Origin of the sequence: Mycobacterium sp. ELW1 (assembly GCF_008329905.1) — a bacterium.
Taxonomy (GTDB): Bacteria; Actinomycetota; Actinomycetes; order Mycobacteriales; family Mycobacteriaceae; genus Mycobacterium.
On record NZ_CP032155.1, the window covers coordinates 1,201,752 to 1,223,586 of the forward strand.

Consider the following 21,835-nt stretch of genomic DNA (forward strand, 5'->3'; position numbering starts at 1 on the left):
GCCCACGATCAGTCGCGAGAAAACAGCAATTGGAATCGGTAGCCGCAGCGGCGGCGTGGAATGGTGACATGACATCCGCACGACCCGTGTTACTCCTGACGACCGTTGTCCTGCTCGCCGGCTGTTCCGCCCAGCAGACCCCGTCGCCGGCGCCACAGGCGACGCCACCGTCGACCACGTCGGCGGTGGCGACGCCGCCACCCGGGGCGCCGACCACCGTCACCGTGACGGCCACACCCACCACCACGCCGCAGTCCACTCCGAGCGCGTCAGGGGGATGCGCAGGCGACGACCTCACCGTCACCGCCGGGCAATTGCAGGAATCCGGCGCACAACGTCAGGTCACCGTGTCCTTCACGAACACGTCCGGACACGCCTGCACACTGGTCGGATATCCGGGCGCTGATCTGGTCACGCCCGCCGGCGGCGTGCTGATCAACGTGCCCCGCCGCCCCGCCAACGCAGCGCATCGACTGACGCTCAACCCCGGCGACGTCGCCACTGCCGACGTCACGGCCTCGGCCGTCGACTCCGCGACGTCCGAGGCGTGTGCGCGGTGGGGAAAGCTGGTCGTCACGGCACCCAATGACGTTGTGCCCCATACGCTGAACGTCGACGTACCGATCTGCGACGCGACGGTCAGCTCGGTCGACTGATGCCCAGGACTTACTGACAGCCGCCGGCCGGTGTGGTCACGAACAAGTTGTCGCCACCACTGGCATCGGCATGCGAGCCGCAGTATGCGGTCGCCTCGTTGTTGCTGCCGTTGCCGGCGAAGGCCACGCTGCCGTTGCCGTCGGCGATCGCCTGATTTCGGTCGCCGCCGCTCACCGATGCTGTGCTGCCGTTGTTGGCATCGGCGATATTGAGCTTTCCGCCGGTAATCGTTGCGGTGCTGCCGTTTTGGGCCGTTGCCACGGTGAAGAGTCCATCGTGGGCGGTTGCGTGGCTGTCGTAGTCGGCACTGGCGAAGTTCAGGATCCCGCCGGTCGCGTCGGCCGTGCTGTTGTGATCCGCCACCGCGAAATTGAAGAGACCGCCACCGGCGTGCGCGCTGCTGCTCGCGCCCGCCACCGCCAAATTGAATCCTGGATCCGACGTTGCCGTCGCGCTGCCGGTCTGGACGACAGTGCGTCCGTTGAACGAGACGGCGAAGTCGGGTGTGGGCTGCGGATCCGCGGCAGCGTGCACACGTGGGTGCCGCTTGGCGTTGCTGGTCGAGTTGTCGGACGATGCCTGCTTGTGGGCGGTGCCGGTGCCGGTGGACGGCGCCGCCAGGGCGACGGGTGCACCGATGACGAGGGCGATCACCGGCCCTCCGACGCATACGGCACAAATCTTTGCTGACAATGACGGGACGATGCTCGATGTCACGATGCAGTCCTTAATGTGCCGAGGTAGTACCCAACCCGGCTGTGACTTTAGCCATCTGTTGACGCACAGGCAAATATATCCGTGCTTGCTGGCTCATATTCAATTGTCACTCTGGCACCACAAAGGGCCCATGTGTCGGGGCTAGCGGTGAATTCCGGTCGTACGAAAACGGCTTCGGTAGGAGCTCGGCGAAACGCCCAATGCTCGGCGGAAGGTGCGGCGCATGGTGTCCGCCGACCCGAAGCCGGCCCGCCGTGCGACCGTTTCTTGGCCGTGATCGCCGGTCGCCAGCAGCACCTTCGCCGCCTCCAGCCGGGCCTGCTCGACGAACCGCGACGGCGTCAACCCGACCTGATCGCGGAACATGCGAACCAGATGCCGCTCGCTGACGGCGGCACGTTCGGCCATCGACGCGATCGAGTGATCCGCTGCCGGATCGGTCACGACGGCGTCGAGGATCTCGCGAAGTCCCCGTGACACCGGCGACGCCGCCTCGGTCCACACGCTGAACTGGGCCTGGCCGCCGGGGCGTTGCAGGAACACCACCATCCACCGTGCCACCCGCCGGGCCACGTCGGGGCCGTAGTCGCTTTCGACCATGGCCAAACCGAGGTCGACGCCCGCGCTGATTCCCGCTCCGGTGATGTAGGGGCCGTCCTGAACGAACAACGAATCCGGCACCACCTCGATCCCGGGGTAGGTGCGCGCCAACTCCTGGCAGTGCGCCCAATGGGTGGTCGCACGGCGGCCTTCGAGTAAGCCCAGAGCCGCAAGCACGAACGCGCCGGTGCAGACCGAGGCCACCCTGCGGGCCCGCGGCGCCAGCTCGCCCACCATCTCCAAGGCCGATGCCACGACGTCCGGTGTCTGCTCTTCGGGGATGTCGTGCTCGCCGGGGGTGAAGTAGAAGTCCGGTGGCACTCCGCCCGGCACGATCAACGTGTCGATCCGGTTCGGCACCTCGGCCAGCGGGACATCGACTTTGAGGGTGACGAAGGAGGTCGTGTTGACCGCTTCACCGGTCAGCGAGGCCAGGATAACCTGGTACTTCGCGCCGAAATCGTTTGCCCGCGCGAATATTTCAAGCGGTGCGGCCACATCTTGTAGCGTCACTTTGTCGTACAGCGCGAACACGACGATCTTGGGCGCCGGTGATCCCTGCGCGTTCGCGGGTCGACGCCCCGCGGCGGTCGGCCGCTGTGGACTGTGCTCGTCTGACACCCGGTGCTGTCCTCTCGTGACCCCATCCGAGGTGAAGTCAACGTAGCGGCACCACGGTGAGACGGCAACGCGAACAGTGCGGCAGCACCGCGAAGTCCGGAATTGCGTGTTTCGTGTCCGGACCTGGCGGGCCGAGCAACCGAGTCGTAACACCGCTGAAACCCCCTGGGCGGAGGCTGATTTCACCGTACTCCGCTTCGATGCCGCAGCGAGTCATCAACCCTTCGAAGAAGGTGGGCCATGGATTCTCGGACAGCCTTGACGCTGAGCATCGGCGTGCTCGGCGGCGTGGCAGTCGCGTTCACTGCCGAAGTCATCACCGTGCCGATCTGGGTGGTGTTCCTGGCGTGGGCATCGTTCTTCTTCGTCGGTGGCGGTGTTGCCGGCTGGGTCCGATCGGTCTCGTCGAACATCGTCGGCGTGGTCATCGCATCGGCCAGCCTGTACGCCGCCTACCTGATGGGCGACAGCCTGCTGGTGACCGCCATCGCTGTCGGCGTCGGCAGCGCTGTCATGGTGCAGGCGTCGTGGCTGCCCCTGTTGGCCACCACTCCCGCCGTCGTCGTCGGATTCGCCTCCACGGTGTCGACGGTCGCCGGACGCGGCAACGACATCACCGTCACCACCGTCTCGCACCCGGGGCTCGTGGCCGCGGTGGCCTGCGTCCTCGGAGCGTCCTTCGGCCTGCTTTCCGAGTACCTGGCCACGGCGATGACGAAGAAGCCGGTCGCAGACACCGCACCCCCGCACACGGAAGGAAGCCCGGCCTGATGAAACTGCAGCACTATCTCGGCGGCCTCGAAGGCCTGCCCGAGCCGTTGACCCTGGAGAAACGGGTCTTCGTCGAGGAGTGGGAGAAGCGCATCTTCGGTATCCACGTCGCGATGATGGGGTTGTCGAACCATCTCGGGGCCGCGCTGCCGGCGTATCCCATCGACGACGTGCCCACCGCCTTCAAAGACGAGTGGACGTGGGCCGACCTGCGTACCGGCGCCGAGGCGATGAACCCGTTCGACTACTTCAAGTTTCGCTACTACGAGAAGTGGCTGGGCGGCATCACCCAGTTCTTCATCGACAAGGGTTATGTGACCGAGGAGGAGCTCGCCGAACGGATGTCGCAGGCCGGCTCGGGCGCCGACGCCGAGGACCTGCCGGCGATCGACGACCAGGTGATCGCCTACCTGCGCCTCGGGGACAGCCCGCGCCGTGACGTCGCGCACCCGAAGTTCGCCGTCGGCTCGCAGGTGCGCATCACCAATGTCCCCGCTGACGCACACAGCCGCTTGCCCGGTTACCTGCGTGAACGGGTCGGCACCGTGGAACGCGTTTTCGAGGGTGACTACGGCTATTTCACCCACACCGGCGATGGCATCGGTGACCCGATGCCGATCTACATCGTCGAATTCGCGCCGGCCGAGATCTGGGGCCCGCGCGCCGAGGGCGGCCCGCTGAAGCTCTACGCCGAGTTGTTCGAAGCCTATTTGGCACCGATCGAGGAGAAAGCATGACCGGACAGTTCGCCTACCCGCCGGACCGCGAGGAGATCAGCGCCAAGCAGGTGGCTGCACTCGAGGCGCTGCTCATCGAGAAGGGCGTCATCACGCCGCAGACCGTGGACAAGGTGCTGGCCTACTTCGAGACCGAGATGACACCGCTCAACGGCAAGAAGATCGTCGTAAAGGCTTGGACTGATCCCGAATTCGCCGCCAAGGTCGTGGTCGACACCCCGGCGGCCGTCGCCGAACTGGACCTGCCGGAGGGGATGGCCGGCGCCGAGGGTGAGCACCTGCAGGCGGTGGCCAATACGCCCGGGGTGCACAACCTGGTGATCTGCACGCTGTGCTCCTGCTTTCCGTGGCCGGTGCTCGGGTTGCCGCCGTACTGGTACAAGGATCCGACATTCCGGTCGCGGGCCGCGCGGGAGCCTCGCAAGGTGCTCGCCGAGGTCGGAGTCGATCTACCGGACGACACCGAGATCAAGGTCTGGGACTCCAGCGGCCACTCGCGATGGTTCGTCATCCCCGAAAGACCCTCGGGTACAGAGGATTTCACCGACGAGATGCTGATGGATCTGGTGACCACCGAGTCGATGATCGGCGTGGCATTGGCGGGTCCCGCGTCATGAAGCTGCACGAGACCTGCACCACCGATCAGGCTGCTCCGCAGTTCGACCACGAATGGCAGCGTCGGGCGTTCGGGTTGGCGCTCGCACTCTCGGAGTTCCGGCACTACCCGTGGAGTGAGTTCCAGCAGACCCTGATCGCGACGATCGGGGAGTGGGAAGCCACCCCCGAACCCGAACGGGGGCAATGGGAGTACTACGACCACTGGGTCGCCACGCTCGAGAAGCTCGTCGACCGCCACGAGCTCCTCACTGCTCCGCTGCTCACCGATGCCAATGATCACGCCATCGCGCACGACCACGACCAAGACCACGACCACTAGAACTGCGAGGACCCCTTCGATGAACGAAGCCAATCCCACCCTCGGCACGCCGAGCGTCGACGTCCGTGCGGCCGCAAACACTTTGGCTGCCCCGCTTCGGCTGGCTGTGCTGACGCTGCTCGCGCTGATCGTCTACTACTTCGTCGGCTATGACCAAGGTGCCGTGTCGGTGTTCGGCTCGGACACCCACATCCACGAATTCGTGCACGACGCACGTCACCTGCTGGGGTTCCCGTGCCACTGACCGCCGAATTGCCCGCGGCTGTGCGCTATCTCGTACCCGGCGTGATGGGCGGCATGGTCTGCTTTGCGTTCAGCCGGTGGCTGATCGAACCGTTGATCTCCGCTGCGGTGGGCTACGAAGGCGCTCGCGAGCATGCAGAAGCCGAGCTCGCCGGAGAAGGTCATGGCCACGGCCACGAGCTCTTCAGCCGCTCGGTGCAAGAGAACTTCGGTGCCGCCGTCGGGATCATTGCTTTCGCCGTCGCGATGGGCGTGCTGTTCGTGGTGGCTTACAGCGTGATTCGCTCTGCGATCGAACGACGCGGGGGCACGGCCGATCCCACCGGCCTGGCGCTGCTGTTGTCGGCAGGGATGTTCGGGGCGATCACGTTGGTGCCGGGCCTGAAGTATCCGCCGAATCCGCCGACCGTCGGTCTGGAAGAGACGATCGGCGCGCGAAGTTCGGCCTTCCTGACCATCACGGTGGTCTCCGTGATCGCGGCGTGCGTGGCGACAGCCGCAGGGCTGGCCTGGTCGCGGCGGTGGGGGAGTTGGCCGGCGACCGCACTGGCAGCCGGTGGCTACGGACTGGTCATGGTGGTCACCTTCGCTGCGCTGCCCGGCTTCCACGAGGTTCCCGGCCCGCTCTCCGGACCGGACGGCATCCTGATCGAGGGCTTCCCGGCCCAGGTGCTGGCCGATTTCCGGGTGTATTCGCTGCTGAACCAAGCAGTGATGTGGACGACGATCGGCGTGACGTGGGCGCTTCTGTCGGGATTGGCCGCACGCAGCCGGCGGCGCTCATTCGGAAGGGATTATGTCGCAGCCTGACTGATCGCGTCGGTTCGTCATGCGACACTGACTCCCAGAGCACGTGATGGGAGAACGCAGATGTCGCGCTGGACGAGGGTCACCCGTGTCGCCGCGTTGGTGTTCGCCGGGCTGCTGATAGCGAATGCGGCACCGGCGCTGGCAGATCCGGGTGATCCGGCCGCGGGTCAGGACCCGACGCCGTTCACCGGCGTCGCGCCGTTCGGGCCACCGCGAATAGCTCCTGCGAACGGCTCGACGGTCGGTGTGGCTCAACCGATCATCATCGACTTTCCCGGACTGGTCGACGACGCCGGCGCGACCGAGAACGCCATCCACGTCTCGTCGAACCCACCGGTCCCCGGCAAGTTCTACTGGATGACCCCCACCCAGTTGCGATGGCGCCCGCTCAGCTTCTGGCCCGCGCACACCATGGTGACCGTCGATGCCGCAGGCACCGTCTCCACCTTCCGCACCGGCGACACACTGATCGCCACCGCCGACGACGCGACACATCAGCTGACCGTGACCCGCAACGGGGTGGTGGAGAAGACCATCCCGATGTCGATGGGCATGGCAGCAGGTGGGCACCAAACCGCCAACGGGACCTACTACGTGCAAGAGAAGATGCCGTCGGTGGTGATGGATTCTTCGACCTATGGGGTTCCGGTCAACTCCACCTACGGCTACAAGACGACGGTCGAGCTCGCCGTGCGGTTCGATGACAGCGGCAACTTCGTGCACAGCGCTCCCTGGTCGGTCGACGATCAGGGGAAGCGCGACGTCAGCCACGGGTGCATCAACATCAGCCCGGCCAACGCCCGCTGGTTCTACGACAACTTCGGCGCCGGTGACCCCATCATCGTGAAGAACTCCACCGGCACCTACACCAGGGTCGACGGTTCCAGCGACTGGCAGCGATAGCGCGGTCTCGCTTTTCGTTCGCTGAGGGAGCAGGGCGCTGACAGAGATGCGGCAACGTCTGCGTTCGCTCGCCCTTGAGTGATTTGCCAGAACGTGCAACACCGGGACCGGACGGACCGGCCGTACGGTCCAAACACGGCCCATCCCTGTCGAATTCAATTTTCCCGCCCCTTACTTGGGGTAGGTTGCTCATGGGTCAGGGGTGACACGACGACGGGGAGTCACTATGTATGCAGTCCCTCGGCCCTTTGTTGCCGCCACGGCGGCAGTGGTCGGCGCCGGCGCCATCGCGATCAGCCCGGTAGGCCCGGTGGCCGTGGCGCCGCTGGATATCCACGCCGCACCCGCGATCCAACTGGCTGCCAGCACCGACTGGGCGGACATCTTCACCAGGGCCGGCCAGAGCGCGCAGGCGTTGTTCGACACCTGGCGACAGGCGCCGGCTCCGGTGCTGCAGCAGATCGTCGCCAACCAGATCTCCTACCTCAAGGAGCTGCCTGACTTCGCTGCCGTCGCCAACCAGATCCAGACCCATCTCCGGGCCGCGCTGGCCGCACCGACCGCTCCCGATCTGAGCACTCTGGACCCCACCCACGGGACCTTCTACCAACTGCTGCCCGCGGTCTTGCAGTTGCCCGGTGTCCCAGAAGCGTTGAACCTCATCATCTCCCCGACCGGGCGGCAGTTGCTGGGCTTTTCGACGACTGCGCTGAGCGGCTTGATCCTCGGCATGGCCGGTCCGGTGCTGGGGCCCCTCATCGTGTTGTCGTCGAGCGTGGATGCGATCCGGGCGGAACTCACCTCGCCGACGCCCGACGTGGCTGCTGCGCTCAGCACGTTGACGAACATCCCCGCGGCCATGACCGACGCTTTCCTCAACGGCGGCCAGCACGTCGACCTCACGGCGCTGGCGAAGACATTCGGACCGGTGATCGGAGTCAGCTTCCCGGCCGGCGTGCAAGTCGGGGTCGCGCTCGGCGGTCTACTCAGCCCGGGTGGCTCGATCTTCAATGCCCTGGATTTCGCTTACGACAACAACCTGCTCGGTGTCTTCCACATCCACGTCCCGCTCGCGACCGGTACCGGTGTCGGGCCCATCGGGGCGTTCATGGACTTCACCAGGGCCATCGCCAAGGCCATCGGGTGGACTCCGCCCGCGAGCGCCGCCGCCACCGCCACCGCCCGGAGTGTGGCTGCGCCGAGCGGTTTGGCCGCCGCCAACGAGGTGCCGAGGTCTGTCCTGGCGTCTGTGCCGACCGCCACGGTGACGACGCCGCCGGTTGTCCCCAAAGCAACCACGAACCGTGATGTCAAGGCGAGCAAGGGAAGTGGTGCCGCGGCTCGCGGCACCACCACCGCGAAGCGTACCCCGGCGGCGGCCGGGTCCGGCAAGGGATCCAGCGCGCGGGCGAAGGCACCGGCAAAAGCTGCAGCCGGGTAGTCGCCGGTCAGGGTTCCAAACTCAGTAGCCGGGCCTCGGCGCGCCAGGGCCCCGTTTCGACCACGTCGGGCGATGATACGGATGTGGCTGCTGATACCAATGTGACTAACCAGGAACCGCCGGTCGAGCGCCCGACACCGCAACCGGAGGCATCCGCCGAGGCCGTGAACGGTGAGCCGCCCGCCGACTCGACTCCCGTGTCGCCGCCCAAGCAGCGGACCTGGTCGATGCCGAAGTCGCCGATCACGCGCAAGCAGGCCGACGACGTCGGTCGCGCGGCGCTCAAGGCCGTCACCGGCATCGCCCGGTTCATCGCCGCGGTCGCCCGGAACTCGGCGCTCGCCGTCACGAAGATCTGGCGGGTGATCGAAGGCGTACCGGCGGCCGTGCAGCTGTTCGGCGCCGCGGGCATCGGGATGCTCCTCGGCATCGTCGGCGCGATCACACTGCACTCAACTGCGGGCTTGGTCTGCACCGTCGTGGTCATCCCGGTCTGCGCCGCAACCCTCGGTGCGCTCGGCCACCGGTGGTATCGGGGACTGGGTATCGACGCCACTGAGCACCGCACCTCGGCCGAACCGATGCAATCCGACCTGCAGCGTTCGGTCGAGTATGTCGACAAGAAGCTGGCGCTGGCCCTGACCGCGTTCGGCACCGAGCAACATCAGCAAGCGGTCATCGCGTTGTTCCAGGCGAAGACGGCGGTCGAGCTCACGCTGGGGACAGAGCAAGACCCGCCGAATCACGTCGACCTGTCGCTTCGCGCGGACGACTACGCCTTGCGACCGCGGATCCGCGCCGGGTCGACTTCTGCTCTGCCAGAAAGCAATTCACTGGCGGCATCGTGACAGGAACGGCCATTACCGGTCAGGTCGCTCTCGTCGAGGACGACTACACCCTCGTCATCAACCGCGGCAGCGACGCCGGGGTGAGACCGGGCATGATCTTCGCGGTGCACTCCACGTCGGGGCCGGTGATCACCGATCCCGAGTCCGGCCGGGAACTGGGCAGACTCAGTCGGGAGAAGCTGCGGGTCCGCGTCTTCGATGTACAGCCCCTGTTCGCCCGCGCGCACACCTTCGTCGAGACCGACAGCTTCCACGGCCTGCTCGGGATCCCCTTCGTGCCCGACGACGACGTCGTCGTCATCGACGTCGGGGACGCTGTCGAATTGATCCCTCGAGACGCACTCCGAACGCGCGCCGCCGCCCAGTAGCTACGAAACACGGTACAAACGGGTGATACCGGGTACTCCAGCGCGATGATGAATCGCGCATTCGCCATCGCAGCGCTCCTTGCGGCACCCGTCGTCGTTCTGGCGGGCTGCAACTCCGCTCAGAACGGCAATCCCCAGACATCCGGTACGACGACGTCGGGCTCCAATGCCCAGACGATCACAGCAGAGCTGAAGTCGCCCGACGGTAAGCCCGTCGCCAACGCGACCATCGACTTCGCGAACGGGTACGCGACCGTGACGGTCGAGACCGTCGCCGGCAGCACCCTGTCCCCGGGAAGCCATGGCATGCACATCCACTCGGTCGGCAAGTGCGAGGCCGACTCGGTCGCCCCGTCCGGCGGTGCGCCGGGCAACTTCCTCTCCGCAGGCGGTCACCTGCAGGTCGGCGGCCGCACCGAGCATCCGGCGAGCGGTGACCTGACACCGCTGTTCGTGCGCACGGACGGTTCGGGAAAACTCGTCGCCACCACCGACGCCTTCACCCTCGACGACCTCAAGGGTCCGCAGGGCAGCGCGCTGATCATTCACGCGGGGCCGGACAACTTCGCCAACATCCCGCAGCGCTACACCCACGACGGCGTGCCGGGGCCGGACGCCGAGACGATGGCGACCGGCGACGCCGGCGGCCGCGTGGCCTGCGCGGTCCTGGCGCCGGCGAGCGCAGGCGCCACTCCATCCGTCACGACGAGTACGTCGACCGTCACCGAGACGACGGTTACTCAGGTGCCGCCGGCTGAGACCAGCCCGACCACGACGACATCGACCGCGCCGACCACCACAACGACGGTGAGTCCGACCACCACGGTGACGACGTCGACCACGGTCTCGACCACGACGACGCCGGTCAGTCCCCAGCCTGCCGGCTGACCGCGAGTAGCGGAAGTTGTTGGCCCGCTGCGATCGACATGCGCTGGCGAGCCAGGGCCGGCCATGCCTGGACTGCGCAGAACGGCGCGCACTGGTGCTGAGCTGCGCTGGTGCCGACGTGGACACAGCACTGCACCAAGCGTTCCTCGATCATGGTCGACATGTCCATGAACGGCTTCACCGTGATGCGCACGACCCGTTCGCCCAGCATCCGGCGGAGCTTGCGACGCCGTCCGGGCAACGCCGACGATGCCATGGTGAGCAGGGTGCTCACGCCGAGATCGCAACTCTCGCAAATGGTTCGCCACACATCGCCGATATCCGGGTGCGACAGTGACGACTGCTCCGAGAGCAGCCCCAGCAGCGATTCCTTGACCGCGAGGCGCAGCTGCTGAGGAAGCTCGCTGTCGGCGATCCGGTTCGACACCAGCCCGAGCCGGGCCTTGAGGCCGTCGTGGCCGAGCAGCGACACCAGTGAGCGCCACGCGCCGGCGTCGTCGCGAATCAGGTATCCGACCGAGCAGCAGTGCGGGTGTGAACACGGTAGTGCGGTCAGGTCGCGCCACGTCACCACGCCGTCGGTCTGCGGCCCGAGCCGCTTGAGCACCCCGGTGTGGGTGAGCCGGTCCAACGGGTCGATGTGCCCGGACCGGCCGGAGCCGAACTGCGGCTGGATGCTGATTCCCCCGACGTAGGGCGTGGCCAGAGCCAGTGCGACCATGTCGCCGATCTCGGTGTCGTTCACCCCGAGGGCCGCCGTCATCACCAGCGTCGTGAAGATCTCCCGCTGCGACAACCGTTGCAGTGCGGTGTTTTTCACTGAACGCAGATCCCCGCCGCGGTGATGGCGATGCGCCACCTCGGTGAGACCGTCGTATTGCAGGTACACCTCGACGCGGTCACGATGCTCGGTGAGCAGATCAAGCAGGCCGTCGTCATTGGCAATGCGAACACCGTTGCTGTTGATCAGTATTCGGGTGATCGGACGAGAGGTCAGTTCGGCCAACAGCTCGGGCAACGCCGGGTGCAGCGTCGGTTCGCCACCGGAGAGCATCAGCACGTCGAGGCGGCCGTTTTCGCGGGCCAGCCGCTGATCCACGTTGGCGAGCACGTCGGCGACCGCGACCACGTTGCGCAGGTCCGGCGAGGAACCCGTGAAGCAGGTGGGGCAGCGCAGATTGCAGGTTTCGGCGATGTCTTCGAGAAGGATGCACGTGTGCTGGGTCTGCATCTCCGGCAGTCCGCGCAGATACGCCGACGGGATCGGATCGAAATTCCCCGCCACATCGGGGGTGTGGGCCTTGGTGGGCGCAGTCCATTCCTCCAGGTAACGCAGGATCTCCGGATCCTCGTCGTAGAGAGTGCTCACCAAACCGTGCATCCCGCAGCCACGCTCGAGCCACACCCGCTCGTCGCGCTCGACGAGCCGGCCGCTGAGGCGTGCGACATCGGCCAGCGACTTTTCGGGGGCCTCGTCGTGGCAGGACGGGCAGAACGCGGTGACGTAACGCAACAACCGATCGCCGCGCAACCCCATCCCGGCGGTCACGTGTACAGCTCGGGGTTGAGACCCGTGCAGAATCCGACGGAGATGACGGACAGCACCGCCCAGCCGATCATCAGGCCGAGGCCCAGCCCCTTACCGTTCGCCTTCCCGGTGGCCAGCAGTACACCGCCCCCGCCGAAAGCGATGAGCGCCAACACCACTGCGCCGAGGACCACGGTGCCGTGCCCGCGCCCGTCGGACATGGCCAGCACGGCGAAGGCGATGACGAAGTTCAGCGGCATGTACAGAAACGCCCCGAGGAACGCCATCCCGACCGAGATGCGCGGGGAGTGTGGTTGCCGCGGCGGCGGCACAGGTGGCGGGTAGTCGTACTGACCCGGCGGCCGATACCCCGGCGGAGGCGGGTATCCCGGCGGAGGCGGGTATCCCGGGGGAGGCGGGTATCCCGGGGGCGGCGGGTACCACGGCGGCTGCGGCAGGTAGGCGGGCGGCAGCGGCTGCTCCGGTGGTGGCGGTGGGACGTCGTCGCCCTTCTCGCCGCTCCCCTTCTCGTCGTCGCCCGGTGGGGGAGTCGTCATGCGTGTACCTCCTGCCGCTGCGCTGGGAAGCGATAGTAGCCGCGGCGGTAGCCGTACCACATCCGAACGCCGACAACGGCGAGCGAAGGCAGCAGGAACCATTGCGGCCGAGTCAGATCCAGCCACACCGTCTGGTTGGCGCGGGTGAACTCGACGAAGAAGCGGAACACGGCGTATGCCGCGACGTAGATGACGAACAGTTCACCCGGCCTGGTGATGCGGGGCCGCAGCCACATCAGCGCAGCGAAAGCCGCCAGCTGGAAGGCGATTTCGTACACGAACGACGGGTGCATCGCCTGGCCGGTGAGGCAGCCGGGGCATTCGGGTGTGCTGGCGGCGGCGTGTACACCCCAGGGCAGGGAGGTGGGCCGACCGGGTGCCTCGGTGAGATGGCACCCGATCCGGCCGACGGCCATCCCGAGTGCCACCGCCGGTGCGAACAGGTCGCCGGTCTTGCCCCGGTACCCGCCGAGTCGTTTGGCGATCAGCACCCCGACGTAGGCTCCGAGCAGGCCGCCGAGAATGCTCTTGGAGCCGTACTCCCAGGCGCGCGCCAGCGTGGGGTTGGCGGCGAAATCCAGGTGACGTGCCCAGCCGGAGAGGCGCATTCCGATCGCGCCGCCGACGAGTGCGCCGGTGACCGCGACCAGGGACTGGTCGTTGACGGCCCCTCGCCGACGCGCCTCGACCATGAACACGACCATCGCGGTCACCACCCCGAGTCCGACGAACAGACTGTGCACCGGAATCGCCACCGGTCCGACGTGCCATTCGGGGACCATGTGTCAAAACCTATCGGCAATTTCGCGACCGCGACGTGTGATTGCCTGCGAGTGGTTCGGTTCGGACCGCCGCGTCGGCGTCCACGGTGGAATAACGTGACATGTCACGTAGTTCTTATGGCCGTAGGTCCCACACATCGAGGAGTAATCATGGGTCAACTCAGCGGCAAGACAGCCCTGGTCACCGGCGGCACGTCGGGCATCGGCCTGGCGACCGCACAACACCTCGCGGCCGAAGGCGCGCATGTCTTCCTGACCGGACGAACCCAGGAGCGGGCCGACGCGGCGGCGGCCACGATCGGTGACGCCGCGACCGGAGTCGCGGCCGACGTCACCGATATCGATGCCCTCGATCGTCTCGCCGAGGTGATCGGGCAACGTGGCGGCGGCGTGGACGTGATCTTCGCCAACGCGGGCGGTGGCGAGTTCGCGACTCTGGAGGAGGAGACACCCGAACACCTGGCCGACACCTTCACCCGCAACGTCGGCGGCACGGTCTTCACCGTGCAGAAGATGCTGCCCCTGCTCAACGAGGGCGCCTCGATCGTGCTCACCGGGTCGACGGCCGCCAGCCGCGGAGTGCCCGCCTTCGGTGCCTACGCCGCATCGAAGGCCGCCATCCGCTCGTTGGGGCGGACCTGGGCGGCTGAATTGGTCGGCCGCAGGATCCGGGTCAACACCGTGGTCCCCGGGCCGATCGAGACACCCGGGCTCAAGGGTCTGGCTCCCAGTGGCCAGCATGATGCGCTACTCGACGGGGAGGCCGCGACGGTGCCGATGGGCCGCGTCGGTAACCCCGGTGAAATCGCCACTGTGGTGGCGTTTCTCGCCTCCGACGCGAGCAGCTTCATGACCGGGTCTGAGATCTTCGTCGACGGCGGGTCCGTTCAGGTCTGATCCGGGCGCGGCAGCGTTCCCTCTCGCAGGATGCTGTCGTAGACGACCGCCAGGATGTCGGCCAACTGCTCGTCCTGGCGGTCGTCGAGGTCGGAGAAGAACAACGTGCGAACCCATTCCGCGTGCAGCGGCGCGGCCGAACGCAGCGTGTCCCAACCGGCGTCGCTGAGCAGCACGTCGGTGGATCGGCGATCGGTGTCCGATCGCACACGTTCGACCAAGCCGCGACCGGTCATCCGCTGAAGATGATGGGACAGCCTGCTGCGCTCCCACCCGATCGTGGTCGCCAGCGCGGTCAATTGGGTACGTCGGCCCGGCGCCTGCGACAGCGCGTTGAGCACCGTGTAGTCGCTGAGCGACAGTCCGCAGTCGGCCAGCAGTTGCCGGTTCATCTCGTATTCGAGCCGGTGATACACCCGCATGTAGTTCAGCCAGGTCCGCTGCTGAGATGCGTTGAGCGGATAGCTCTTACGGCGTGCGGCCACGCGGGGTTCTCCTGTCTGGAAAATGTGACGTGTCACGCATCCTAAGTCTGCCCGCTGCGCGTTCAGAAACGTTTCACAACATGTGCAGTGCGGGGTGGCACACTCGCCAGATGGATATTGACTCCACCGATACCGCCGTCGTCGTCATCGATCCGCAGAACGACGTGTTGAGCCCGACGGGTAAGAACTGGGAGGTTCTGGCGGCTTCGGTGACGGAGAACAACACCGTGGGACACCTCGTCGAGATCTTCACCGCTGCCAAGGCGGCCGGTTACCCGGTGGTCATCTCGCCGCACTACTTCTATCCCACCGACCACGGCTGGCTTTTCAACGGACCGCTGGAGTCCGACGAACTGGCCACCGGCACGTTCGCCCGCCGCGGTGCTTTGACACTGGACGGCTTCGACGGATCCGGCGCCGACTGGCTCGAGGAGTTCAAGCCGTTCATCTCCGACGGCTCGACGATCGTGGCCAGCCCCCACAAGGTGTGGGGACCTCAGACCAACGACCTGGTTCTGCAACTGCGCAAGCGCGGGATAACCAAGGTCGTGTTGTGCGGCATGCTCGCCAACATCTGTGTGGAATCCCATCTGCGGGATCTGCTCGAGCAAGGGTTCGAGGTGGCGGTGGTCCGCGACGCCACCGCAGGCCCACGACATCCGACCCGTGGTGACGGATATCAGGCGGCGCTGGTCAATTACGCGTTTCTGGCGCACGCTGTGCTGAGTACCGACGACGTGGTCGCAGCCATGGCAGTTCCGACGGAAGGCGCAACGTGACGGAATCCCGGCCACCGTTCCCGCCCTTTGACCTAGACGCCGCACTGCAGAAGGTTCAGGCCGCCGAAGACGCCTGGAATACCCGCGACCCACACCGTGTCAGCTTGGCCTACACCGCCGACAGCGTCTGGCGGAACCGCGATCAGTTCGTCACCGGCCGCGATCAGATCGTGGAGTTCCTGACCGCGAAGTGGGAGCGCGAATTCGACTATGCGCTGCGCAAGAGTTTGTGGGACTTCCACGGCAACCGCATCGCGGTGCGTTTCCAGTACGAGTGCCGCGACGCTGCCGGCCAATGGTGGCGAAGCTACGGCAACGAACTGTGGGAGTTCGCCGACGACGGGTTGATGCGCCGTCGTGAGGCCAGCATCAACGACGTCGCCATCGACGAATCCGAACGACGCTACTTCGGGCCTCGGCCGGAAGACGAACGAGGCCGCGAGATTCCGTTGCGGTGAATCCGGGCTGACAGGGAGACGACATGAGCAAGCATTACGCGTCCATCGCCTTCACCGACGATGTCCGCGCCGTCCAGAGCGATCATGGCAGCGACGCGTTCTACGGCCGCAAGATCGTGGCCGGTAAGGCCGCCCCGGGACGCGACCCGCTCACCGAGGACGAGAAGGACTACCTGAGCGAGCGGGACGGCTTTTATCTGGCCTCGGTGTCGGAGACCGGGTGGCCGTACGTTCAGTTCCGCGGCGGCAACCCGGGATTCATCCACGTCGTCGATGACCACACCATCGGCTGGGCCGACTTTCGGGGCAACCTGCAATACATCAGTACCGGCAACATGAGCGGTGACGATCGGGTGGCGATCATCGTCCTCGACTACGCCCACCAGCGCCGGCTGAAGATCTTCGGGCACGCCCGCATCGTGACCGCCGACGACGACCCGGAGCTGCTGAAAGCCTTGACCGATGAGACCGACGACTCGGTGGTCGAGCGGGCCGTCCTCGTCGATGTCGAGGCCTACGACTGGAACTGCCAGCAGCACATCACCCCGCGCTTCAGTGCGGCTGAACTCGAACCCGCGCTGGAACCCCTGCGCACCAAGCTGGCGGAGCTGCAGGCTGAAAACGACCGCCTGCGTGCCCAACTCGACGACCCGAAAGGGTGATCACCGATGGCGACATTGGTCTCGGTCAACGTGGGACTCCCCAAGGATGTGGCCTGGAACGGGCGCACCGTGTACACCGGCGCCTGGAAGGCCCCGGTGTCTGGTCCGCGGATGGTGCGCCGGCTCAACGTCGACGGCGACGGCCAGGGTGATCTCGGCGGTCACGGCGGCGAGAACCGTGCCGTGCTGGTGTATCAGGTTGCCTCCTATGAGCATTGGGCCGGTGAACTCGGCCGCGACGACTTGGTGCCGGGCACCTTCGGGGAGAACCTGACCGTCGACGGGATGCCCGATGACGAGGTCTGCATCGGCGATCGGTACCAGATCGGCGAGGTGGTCCTGGAGGTGACGCAACCCCGGGTCACCTGCTACCGCGTCGGAATGCGGCTGGGCGAGCCGCGAATGGCCGCCCTGCTGGTATCGCATCACCGGCCCGGGTTCTACTGCCGGGTGCTGACCGAAGGTGAACTCGCGGCGGGCCAGGAGGTGGTCAAGATCGCCGACGGTCCACAACAGGTCAGTGTGGCCGAGATCGACGCTCTGCTCTACCTCCCAGGGCATCCCCGCGACGCCCTGGAACGCGCCCGCGCCATCCCGGCATTGAGCCCGGGATGGAAGGCCTCGTTGCAGAGCCTGTTGAAACAAGACTCGGGAACGGGCAACACCGGGCTGACCGGAGTCGCGCCACCACCGCCGGCGTGGCCGGGCTTCCGCACGCTCAAGGTGACCGCGGTGCGCGATGAGAGCCGACATGTCCGCTCGGTGTCGCTGGCCGACCCCACTGGCGAGCCGTTGCCGAAATGGCTTGCCGGCCAATCGATCGTGCTGCGGGTCGCGGTCGCCCCCGGCGGGCCGTCGCTGGTCCGCAACTACTCGTTGTCCAACGAGCCGGGTATGCCCGAGTACCGCATCGGCGTCAAGCGGGAACCGATGGGCACGGTCAGCGCATACATCCACGACCACGTGAAGGTCGACGACCTCGTCGAGGTGGCGGCGCCGCGAGGGAGTTTCTTCCTCGACGACAGCTTGCAACCGGTGATCCTGATATCGGCCGGCGTCGGAGTGACCCCGGTCTTGTCGATGCTGCACTCGCTGGCCGAGACCGGCTCCGAGCGCCCCGTCTGGTGGCTGCACGGCGCCCGTGACAGCGCCGAGCACCCCTTCGCGGCAGAGGTGCGGGATCTACTGAATCGACTGCCGCACAGCCAGTCTCACGTCTTCTTCAGCAGCCCCGGCACCGCCGACCGTGCGGGCGTCGAGTTCGATCAACCGGGGCGGCTGTCCGCGGAGGCGCTGAGTGGCCTGGGGCTACCGACGCAGGCGCAGGTGTTCGTCTGCGGCCCGGAGCCGTTCATGGATGCGGTGAGTGACGCTCTGGTCGCGTGCGGTATCGACGCCCGGAGCATCCACTCCGAGCGGTTCGGCGCCCACACGGCGATCACGCCCGGCATCGCGGCAGCCACCGCGCGCCCGCCGCATCAGCCCGAAGGTCCGCCCGGTCCGGGACCCAGCGTGCAATTCGCGCGGAGCGGGCTGTCGGCCCCATGGCGGACGACCGACACCAGTCTGCTCGAGTTCGCCGAAGCCTGCGACGTGCCCACCCAATGGTCGTGCCGCACAGGGGTGTGCCACACCTGCGAGACGGCGCTGCTGGCCGGTCGGGTCCGCTATGACCTGGAGCCGCTGGAGCCGCCGGCCGACGGCAACATCCTGCTGTGCGTCGCCTCGCCCGCCGAGGACGTCGTCGTCGATTTGTGAGTCGTCAGGGCTTGGTGAGGTAGCGCTGCCAACGCCGCTGGGTGGTTGCCGCCGCCGGGGCGTCGGCGGGCCGCAGGGCGTCGAACATCCGGGCCTGCACCGTCGCGGTGTCGAGGTGGGTCCCGATCGCCACGAGGTGGGAGTCTGCTCCTGACGGGAGGGCGCTTCGGGCGATGTGCACCGCGGGCCCGACGACGTTGATCACGAAACCCCTTACGGCGGTGCGATGTCGCACCGCCACCCGGCCCTTCATCCGGTACACGCCTGCGGGCGGAAACTCGAGTAGCTCCAGCAGCCGCGCCGGGTCGATCGGCTCGGTGGCGGTCACCGTCACCGACTCGGCGTGCACGTGGTCGTGCTCACCCACCGTTTCTTCGAACAGCGCATCGCGAAACGACAACTGGCCGGCCTCGTCGGTCGCCGCGGCGACGTCGTACAGCAGGGCCGGGTCGATGTTTCCGTTCGTGGCCCCGATGACGTGGGCACGTGAATTGCGTTCGCGCACCCGGGCTTCGACCCGCGCCAGCACGGCATCGTGGTCCTCCGTCGGGATCTGATCGAGCTTGTTGACCACCACCAGCGTCGCCGCGCCGTACCGGGCGGGTGCCACGCCGCCGCGGTCGACGGTGTCGAAGTGCTGTAAGGCATCGACCACATCGACGACCCCGCCGTCGCGGACGCCGCCGATCTCGCTGAACCCGATGATGCGGGCCAGTGCTGCGGGATCGGCCAGACCGCTGGCCTCCACGATGATGGCATCCAGCCGCAGCTTGGGATCCGCGAGCCGGGCGAGCGCGGCGTCCAGTTGACCGTCGTCGGGAAGGCAGCAGATGCAGCCACCGGCGATCGAGGCGGGCTCGTCGATCTGCCCGCTGATCAGGCCGGCGTCGACGTTGATCTCGCCGAAGTCGTTGATTACCACCCCGATCCGAGCCTGCGGGGTACGCAGCACGTGATTGAGCAGGGTCGTCTTACCCGCGCCCAGATGGCCGGTGAGCGCGATCACCGGGACCGTTGCGCCGCTGACAGCCCGGGACACCACGTTCCAGATGGTGCCACACTCGGCCGTGCCGCGGCGCGCCGCATCATGCCGCGTTTGCTGAAAGCTATGAATGTCCACACCGTGGCGGGCGAATGCCAAGGCCGTGACCGCTGCGGTCGCGCAATGCCCAGCGTGCAGTCCGGCTACCTCGGCGCCTCAAAGATTGCTGGGCGAAACGCCCTCGTAGACAGTGGCTACCTCGCTGGTGGCGGGCTAAAGTGCCTCAGGCAATCACATCTTCCGGTCTGTCTCGCGGCACTGTCGCGCAGTGCCGCGGGATCCATGCCAGGACCGGATCGAGTCGTTTGCTAAGTAGAAGCGGCCGTGCGCGGGGCGCGCGTCGTGGTCGTCTCGAGCTCGGGGGGGAACAATCGTCACCGATCGCCAAGCGCTGACAGCCCGCGGACGGATGTGGGCCGGCCGTGGCGTCGTGGTCGCGTTGACTCTGCTGCTCCTCGTGATGTTCGGAAACCCGCCGGCGAACGCCGTCGTGATGTGGCATCCCAAGCCTGCGCCGCTGCCCACCCCGTGGACCAAACTGGTCGGGCCGGAGAACGCGCTGCCCGACTACCCCCGCCCGCAGATGACGCGGGCGTCCTGGATGAACCTCAACGGCGTGTGGGGTTACATGGGTCGGTCAGCCGGAACGGTGTTGCCCGCACCTCCCGCGCCGAGCGCCTACGGTGAACAGATCCTCGTCCCGTATCCGGTCGAGTCGGCCCTGTCCGGTATCCAGCGTCACGACGACGAGATGTGGTACCGCAAGGTGGTCAAGCTGCCGAGCAATTGGGTGGGGCAGCATGTGCTGCTGCATTTCGGTGCGGTCGATCAGATCGCGACGGTCTGGGTGAACAACCAGGAGGTGGCCCGGCACGAAGGCGGCTACACCGAATTCAGCGTCGACATCACCCGGGCGCTGCAGTGGCCGGGCCCCCAGGAGATCACTGTCCGCGTCCAGGACCGCAACGACGCCAATCCCTTTCCGATCGGTAAGCAACGCAATCGACCGAAGGGACTGTTCTACACCGGCGCGTCCGGGATCTGGCAGACGGTCTGGGTGGAGCCCGTCCACGCCACCTACATAAACAAGGTGGACATCAGCACGGATCTGACCGGTATGACCGTCACCCCGCGCATCGCCGGAACGAAGGGCCAGCGCGCCGTGGTGTTCGTCGTCAAGCCCAACGGCGGCCGGGTGGTGGCGGTCGGCTCTGCCGGTGCCGGTGACACCATTCGTCTGCCGGTGCCCGAGCCGCACTTGTGGACACCCGACGATCCGTACCTGTACGACCTGAAGGTGGCGTTGGTGGATCCGTCGGGCAAGGTTGTCGACGCGGTCTCCAGCTATGCCGGGCTGCGCACGATCGGCACGATGCCCGATCCGCAGGGCCGGCCGCGAATCGCGTTGAACAACAGGATCACGTTCCTGCACGGCCCGCTGGACCAGGGGTACTGGCCCGACGGCATCTACACCGCGCCCACGGACGAGGCGCTCAAGTCGGACCTGCTGCGGATCAAGGATCTGGGGATGAACTTCGTGCGCAAGCACGGCAAGGTGGAACCCGCGCGCTGGTACTACTGGGCGGACAAAGTGGGGCTGATGGTCTGGCAGGACATGCCGTCGCTGGATGTGTCCCTGGACATCCCGGTGGGCCCCGCCCCGGAGCCGTCACCCGCGGCGAAGGCCAACTTCGAGAAGGAACTGCTGGCGATGATCGACCAGCTGCGCAGCGTGACGTCGATCGTCGGCTGGGTGCCGTTCAACGAGGGCTGGGGGGAATTCGACACAGCCCGGATCGCCGGCGTCACGAAGGCGGCGGACCCAACTCGGATGGTGGACGCCAACAGCGGGGTGAACTGCTGCAAGTCGCGTGGCGACACGCTGGCCGGCGACATCTACGACGACCACACCTATGTCGGTCCCGGCGAACCTCAGATCCACGACGACCTGATGAAGGCGCATTCGAAAGGCCCTGTCCCGGTGGATAATCGGGTACGCGTCGACGGCGAATACGGTGGGCTGGGACTGGTGCTCGACCAGAACCGCTGGCCTGGGCGACCGGAGGCCTACGAAATGGCGGACAGCCCGGCGCGACTGACCGAACGGTATGTCCAAGTGAGCCGCAGATTGGAAGACATCGTCCGCAGGACAGGTCTGTCCGGGGCGATCTACACCCAGACCACCGATGTCGAGAACGAGGTCAACGGCTTCTTGAGCTACGACCGCTGGCAGGTCAAGATGCCGATCGCCGTTGTGGCCGAACGTAATCGCGCGGTGATTGCCGCCGGTACCCCGGGGATGGCGCCGCAAGACGTCCGCAGGTGACGCCGATTGGCCTGTCGGAC

General features: G+C 66.7%; 25 protein-coding genes. 18 read left to right on the forward strand and 7 right to left on the reverse strand.

Translation table 11 applies throughout. The features are described from left to right. Positions 1-68 precede the first annotated feature (68 nt). Positions 69-656 (forward strand): DUF4232 domain-containing protein, encoded by a 588-nt coding sequence (locus D3H54_RS05555; protein WP_149378213.1) that lies wholly within the window; start codon positions 69-71, stop codon positions 654-656. A gap of 10 nt (positions 657-666) precedes the next feature. On the opposite strand, the gene D3H54_RS05560 is transcribed toward D3H54_RS05555, so the two are convergent. Together D3H54_RS05560 and D3H54_RS05565 are read right to left on the reverse strand one after the other, a co-directional pair. After that, entirely contained in the window at positions 667-1,311 is a 645-nt protein-coding gene (locus tag D3H54_RS05560; protein ID WP_149378214.1) for a hypothetical protein, read from the reverse strand. A gap of 204 nt (positions 1,312-1,515) precedes the next feature. Continuing rightward, complete coding sequence (locus tag D3H54_RS05565; RefSeq protein ID WP_149383354.1) at positions 1,516-2,514, reverse strand: GlxA family transcriptional regulator; 999 nt, start codon at positions 2,512-2,514, stop codon at positions 1,516-1,518. Between the two features lie 321 nt (positions 2,515-2,835). On the opposite strand from D3H54_RS05565, the gene D3H54_RS05570 reads away from it, so the two are divergent. The 11 genes from D3H54_RS05570 (at position 2,836) to sodC (ending at position 10,541) form a co-directional block, all read left to right on the forward strand. Then, a complete protein-coding gene (locus D3H54_RS05570) occupies positions 2,836-3,366 on the forward strand; it encodes a DUF1097 domain-containing protein (RefSeq protein WP_149378215.1) in 531 nt (176 codons plus the stop codon). Next, positions 3,366-4,103, forward strand: coding sequence for a nitrile hydratase subunit beta (nthB, locus tag D3H54_RS05575; protein WP_149378216.1), 738 nt, complete (start codon positions 3,366-3,368; stop codon positions 4,101-4,103). Before D3H54_RS05570 ends, nthB begins: the two co-directional genes overlap by 1 nt. Next, positions 4,100-4,720: a nitrile hydratase subunit alpha gene (gene nthA, locus D3H54_RS05580; RefSeq protein WP_149378217.1), complete on the forward strand. Its 621-nt coding sequence runs from the start codon at positions 4,100-4,102 to the stop codon at positions 4,718-4,720. The genes nthB and nthA overlap by 4 nt, the downstream gene beginning before the upstream one ends. After that, entirely contained in the window at positions 4,717-5,040 is a 324-nt protein-coding gene (locus D3H54_RS05585) for a nitrile hydratase accessory protein (protein WP_149378218.1), read from the forward strand. The genes nthA and D3H54_RS05585 overlap by 4 nt, the downstream gene beginning before the upstream one ends. Positions 5,041-5,059: 19 nt before the next feature. Continuing rightward, positions 5,060-5,284, forward strand: a complete 225-nt coding sequence (locus D3H54_RS05590; RefSeq protein WP_149378219.1) for a CbtB domain-containing protein — start codon at positions 5,060-5,062, stop codon at positions 5,282-5,284. Beyond that, positions 5,275-6,093: a CbtA family protein gene (locus D3H54_RS05595; protein ID WP_149378220.1), complete on the forward strand. Its 819-nt coding sequence runs from the start codon at positions 5,275-5,277 to the stop codon at positions 6,091-6,093. Before D3H54_RS05590 ends, D3H54_RS05595 begins: the two co-directional genes overlap by 10 nt. A 60-nt stretch (positions 6,094-6,153) precedes the next feature. Further along, positions 6,154-6,996 carry a L,D-transpeptidase gene (locus D3H54_RS05600; RefSeq protein ID WP_149378221.1) on the forward strand — a complete coding sequence of 281 codons (843 nt, stop codon included), beginning with the start codon at positions 6,154-6,156 and terminating at the stop codon, positions 6,994-6,996. Positions 6,997-7,222: 226 nt separating this feature from the next. After that, positions 7,223-8,437: a hypothetical protein gene (locus D3H54_RS05605; protein WP_149378222.1), complete on the forward strand. Its 1,215-nt coding sequence runs from the start codon at positions 7,223-7,225 to the stop codon at positions 8,435-8,437. Between the two features lie 83 nt (positions 8,438-8,520). Next, positions 8,521-9,285 carry a hypothetical protein gene (locus tag D3H54_RS05610; RefSeq protein ID WP_286199114.1) on the forward strand — a complete coding sequence of 255 codons (765 nt, stop codon included), beginning with the start codon at positions 8,521-8,523 and terminating at the stop codon, positions 9,283-9,285. Next, positions 9,282-9,653 (forward strand): hypothetical protein, encoded by a 372-nt coding sequence (locus tag D3H54_RS05615; protein ID WP_210419653.1) that lies wholly within the window; start codon positions 9,282-9,284, stop codon positions 9,651-9,653. Before D3H54_RS05610 ends, D3H54_RS05615 begins: the two co-directional genes overlap by 4 nt. A gap of 45 nt (positions 9,654-9,698) precedes the next feature. Further along, a complete protein-coding gene (sodC, locus tag D3H54_RS05620) occupies positions 9,699-10,541 on the forward strand; it encodes a superoxide dismutase[Cu-Zn] (RefSeq protein ID WP_432246489.1) in 843 nt (280 codons plus the stop codon). Here the strand turns inward: sodC and D3H54_RS05625 are convergent. The 3 genes from D3H54_RS05625 to D3H54_RS05635 are packed head-to-tail and all read right to left on the reverse strand — an operon-like array spanning position 10,519 to position 13,408. Next, on the reverse strand, positions 10,519-12,078 hold the full coding sequence (locus tag D3H54_RS05625; protein WP_168215040.1) for a radical SAM protein: 1,560 nt from the start codon (positions 12,076-12,078) through the stop codon (positions 10,519-10,521). The two genes, sodC and D3H54_RS05625, sit on opposite strands and share 23 nt — an antisense overlap. A gap of 8 nt (positions 12,079-12,086) precedes the next feature. Then, positions 12,087-12,626, reverse strand: a complete 540-nt coding sequence (locus tag D3H54_RS31640; RefSeq protein ID WP_286199115.1) for a hypothetical protein — start codon at positions 12,624-12,626, stop codon at positions 12,087-12,089. Next, entirely contained in the window at positions 12,623-13,408 is a 786-nt protein-coding gene (locus D3H54_RS05635) for a prolipoprotein diacylglyceryl transferase (RefSeq protein ID WP_149378224.1), read from the reverse strand. Before D3H54_RS05635 ends, D3H54_RS31640 begins: the two co-directional genes overlap by 4 nt. Before the next feature lie 150 nt (positions 13,409-13,558). Here D3H54_RS05635 and D3H54_RS05640 point away from each other — a divergent pair, with 150 nt between their 5' ends. Beyond that, positions 13,559-14,305, forward strand: coding sequence for an SDR family oxidoreductase (locus tag D3H54_RS05640; protein WP_149378225.1), 747 nt, complete (start codon positions 13,559-13,561; stop codon positions 14,303-14,305). Here the strand turns inward: D3H54_RS05640 and D3H54_RS05645 are convergent. Further along, complete coding sequence (locus D3H54_RS05645) at positions 14,296-14,790, reverse strand: MarR family winged helix-turn-helix transcriptional regulator (protein ID WP_286199116.1); 495 nt, start codon at positions 14,788-14,790, stop codon at positions 14,296-14,298. The two genes, D3H54_RS05640 and D3H54_RS05645, sit on opposite strands and share 10 nt — an antisense overlap. 110 nt (positions 14,791-14,900) lie before the next feature. Between D3H54_RS05645 and D3H54_RS05650 the strand changes: the two genes are divergently transcribed. Genes D3H54_RS05650 through D3H54_RS05665 form a run of 4 tightly spaced genes read left to right on the forward strand, consistent with a single transcriptional unit; the run spans position 14,901 to position 18,447 of the window. Continuing rightward, positions 14,901-15,569, forward strand: coding sequence for a cysteine hydrolase family protein (locus D3H54_RS05650; RefSeq protein WP_149378226.1), 669 nt, complete (start codon positions 14,901-14,903; stop codon positions 15,567-15,569). Then, positions 15,566-16,027: a nuclear transport factor 2 family protein gene (locus tag D3H54_RS05655; protein ID WP_149378227.1), complete on the forward strand. Its 462-nt coding sequence runs from the start codon at positions 15,566-15,568 to the stop codon at positions 16,025-16,027. Before D3H54_RS05650 ends, D3H54_RS05655 begins: the two co-directional genes overlap by 4 nt. Before the next feature lie 23 nt (positions 16,028-16,050). Then, complete coding sequence (locus D3H54_RS05660) at positions 16,051-16,689, forward strand: pyridoxamine 5'-phosphate oxidase family protein (RefSeq protein WP_149378228.1); 639 nt, start codon at positions 16,051-16,053, stop codon at positions 16,687-16,689. A gap of 6 nt (positions 16,690-16,695) precedes the next feature. After that, positions 16,696-18,447: an MOSC and FAD-binding oxidoreductase domain-containing protein gene (locus D3H54_RS05665; RefSeq protein ID WP_149378229.1), complete on the forward strand. Its 1,752-nt coding sequence runs from the start codon at positions 16,696-16,698 to the stop codon at positions 18,445-18,447. A 4-nt stretch (positions 18,448-18,451) separates the two neighbouring features. On the opposite strand, the gene D3H54_RS05670 is transcribed toward D3H54_RS05665, so the two are convergent. Continuing rightward, the gene (locus D3H54_RS05670) at positions 18,452-19,489 is read right to left on the reverse strand and encodes a CobW family GTP-binding protein (RefSeq protein WP_286199117.1); all 1,038 of its coding nucleotides are present in this window, start codon (positions 19,487-19,489) and stop codon (positions 18,452-18,454) included. 409 nt (positions 19,490-19,898) lie between these two features. Between D3H54_RS05670 and D3H54_RS05675 the strand changes: the two genes are divergently transcribed. Then, complete coding sequence (locus D3H54_RS05675) at positions 19,899-21,815, forward strand: glycoside hydrolase family 2 protein (protein WP_149378230.1); 1,917 nt, start codon at positions 19,899-19,901, stop codon at positions 21,813-21,815. Positions 21,816-21,835 lie beyond the last annotated feature (20 nt).

What these genes read in the sequence shown, in the direction of transcription:
- D3H54_RS05555 (WP_149378213.1), top strand. Translation starts at nt 69, where the DNA reads ATGACATCCGCACGACCCGTGTTACTCCTGACGACCGTTGTCCTGCTC.
- D3H54_RS05570 (WP_149378215.1), top strand. Translation starts at nt 2,836, where the DNA reads ATGGATTCTCGGACAGCCTTGACGCTGAGCATCGGCGTGCTCGGCGGC.
- nthB (WP_149378216.1), top strand. Translation starts at nt 3,366, where the DNA reads ATGAAACTGCAGCACTATCTCGGCGGCCTCGAAGGCCTGCCCGAGCCG.
- nthA (WP_149378217.1), top strand. Translation starts at nt 4,100, where the DNA reads ATGACCGGACAGTTCGCCTACCCGCCGGACCGCGAGGAGATCAGCGCC.
- D3H54_RS05585 (WP_149378218.1), top strand. Translation starts at nt 4,717, where the DNA reads ATGAAGCTGCACGAGACCTGCACCACCGATCAGGCTGCTCCGCAGTTC.
- D3H54_RS05590 (WP_149378219.1), top strand. Translation starts at nt 5,060, where the DNA reads ATGAACGAAGCCAATCCCACCCTCGGCACGCCGAGCGTCGACGTCCGT.
- D3H54_RS05600 (WP_149378221.1), top strand. Translation starts at nt 6,154, where the DNA reads ATGTCGCGCTGGACGAGGGTCACCCGTGTCGCCGCGTTGGTGTTCGCC.
- D3H54_RS05605 (WP_149378222.1), top strand. Translation starts at nt 7,223, where the DNA reads ATGTATGCAGTCCCTCGGCCCTTTGTTGCCGCCACGGCGGCAGTGGTC.
- sodC (WP_432246489.1), top strand. Translation starts at nt 9,699, where the DNA reads ATGATGAATCGCGCATTCGCCATCGCAGCGCTCCTTGCGGCACCCGTC.
- D3H54_RS05625 (WP_168215040.1), bottom strand. Translation starts at nt 12,078, where the DNA reads ATGGGGTTGCGCGGCGATCGGTTGTTGCGTTACGTCACCGCGTTCTGC.
- D3H54_RS31640 (WP_286199115.1), bottom strand. Translation starts at nt 12,626, where the DNA reads ATGACGACTCCCCCACCGGGCGACGACGAGAAGGGGAGCGGCGAGAAG.
- D3H54_RS05635 (WP_149378224.1), bottom strand. Translation starts at nt 13,408, where the DNA reads ATGGTCCCCGAATGGCACGTCGGACCGGTGGCGATTCCGGTGCACAGT.
- D3H54_RS05640 (WP_149378225.1), top strand. Translation starts at nt 13,559, where the DNA reads ATGGGTCAACTCAGCGGCAAGACAGCCCTGGTCACCGGCGGCACGTCG.
- D3H54_RS05650 (WP_149378226.1), top strand. Translation starts at nt 14,901, where the DNA reads ATGGATATTGACTCCACCGATACCGCCGTCGTCGTCATCGATCCGCAG.
- D3H54_RS05660 (WP_149378228.1), top strand. Translation starts at nt 16,051, where the DNA reads ATGAGCAAGCATTACGCGTCCATCGCCTTCACCGACGATGTCCGCGCC.
- D3H54_RS05665 (WP_149378229.1), top strand. Translation starts at nt 16,696, where the DNA reads ATGGCGACATTGGTCTCGGTCAACGTGGGACTCCCCAAGGATGTGGCC.
- D3H54_RS05675 (WP_149378230.1), top strand. Translation starts at nt 19,899, where the DNA reads ATGTGGGCCGGCCGTGGCGTCGTGGTCGCGTTGACTCTGCTGCTCCTC.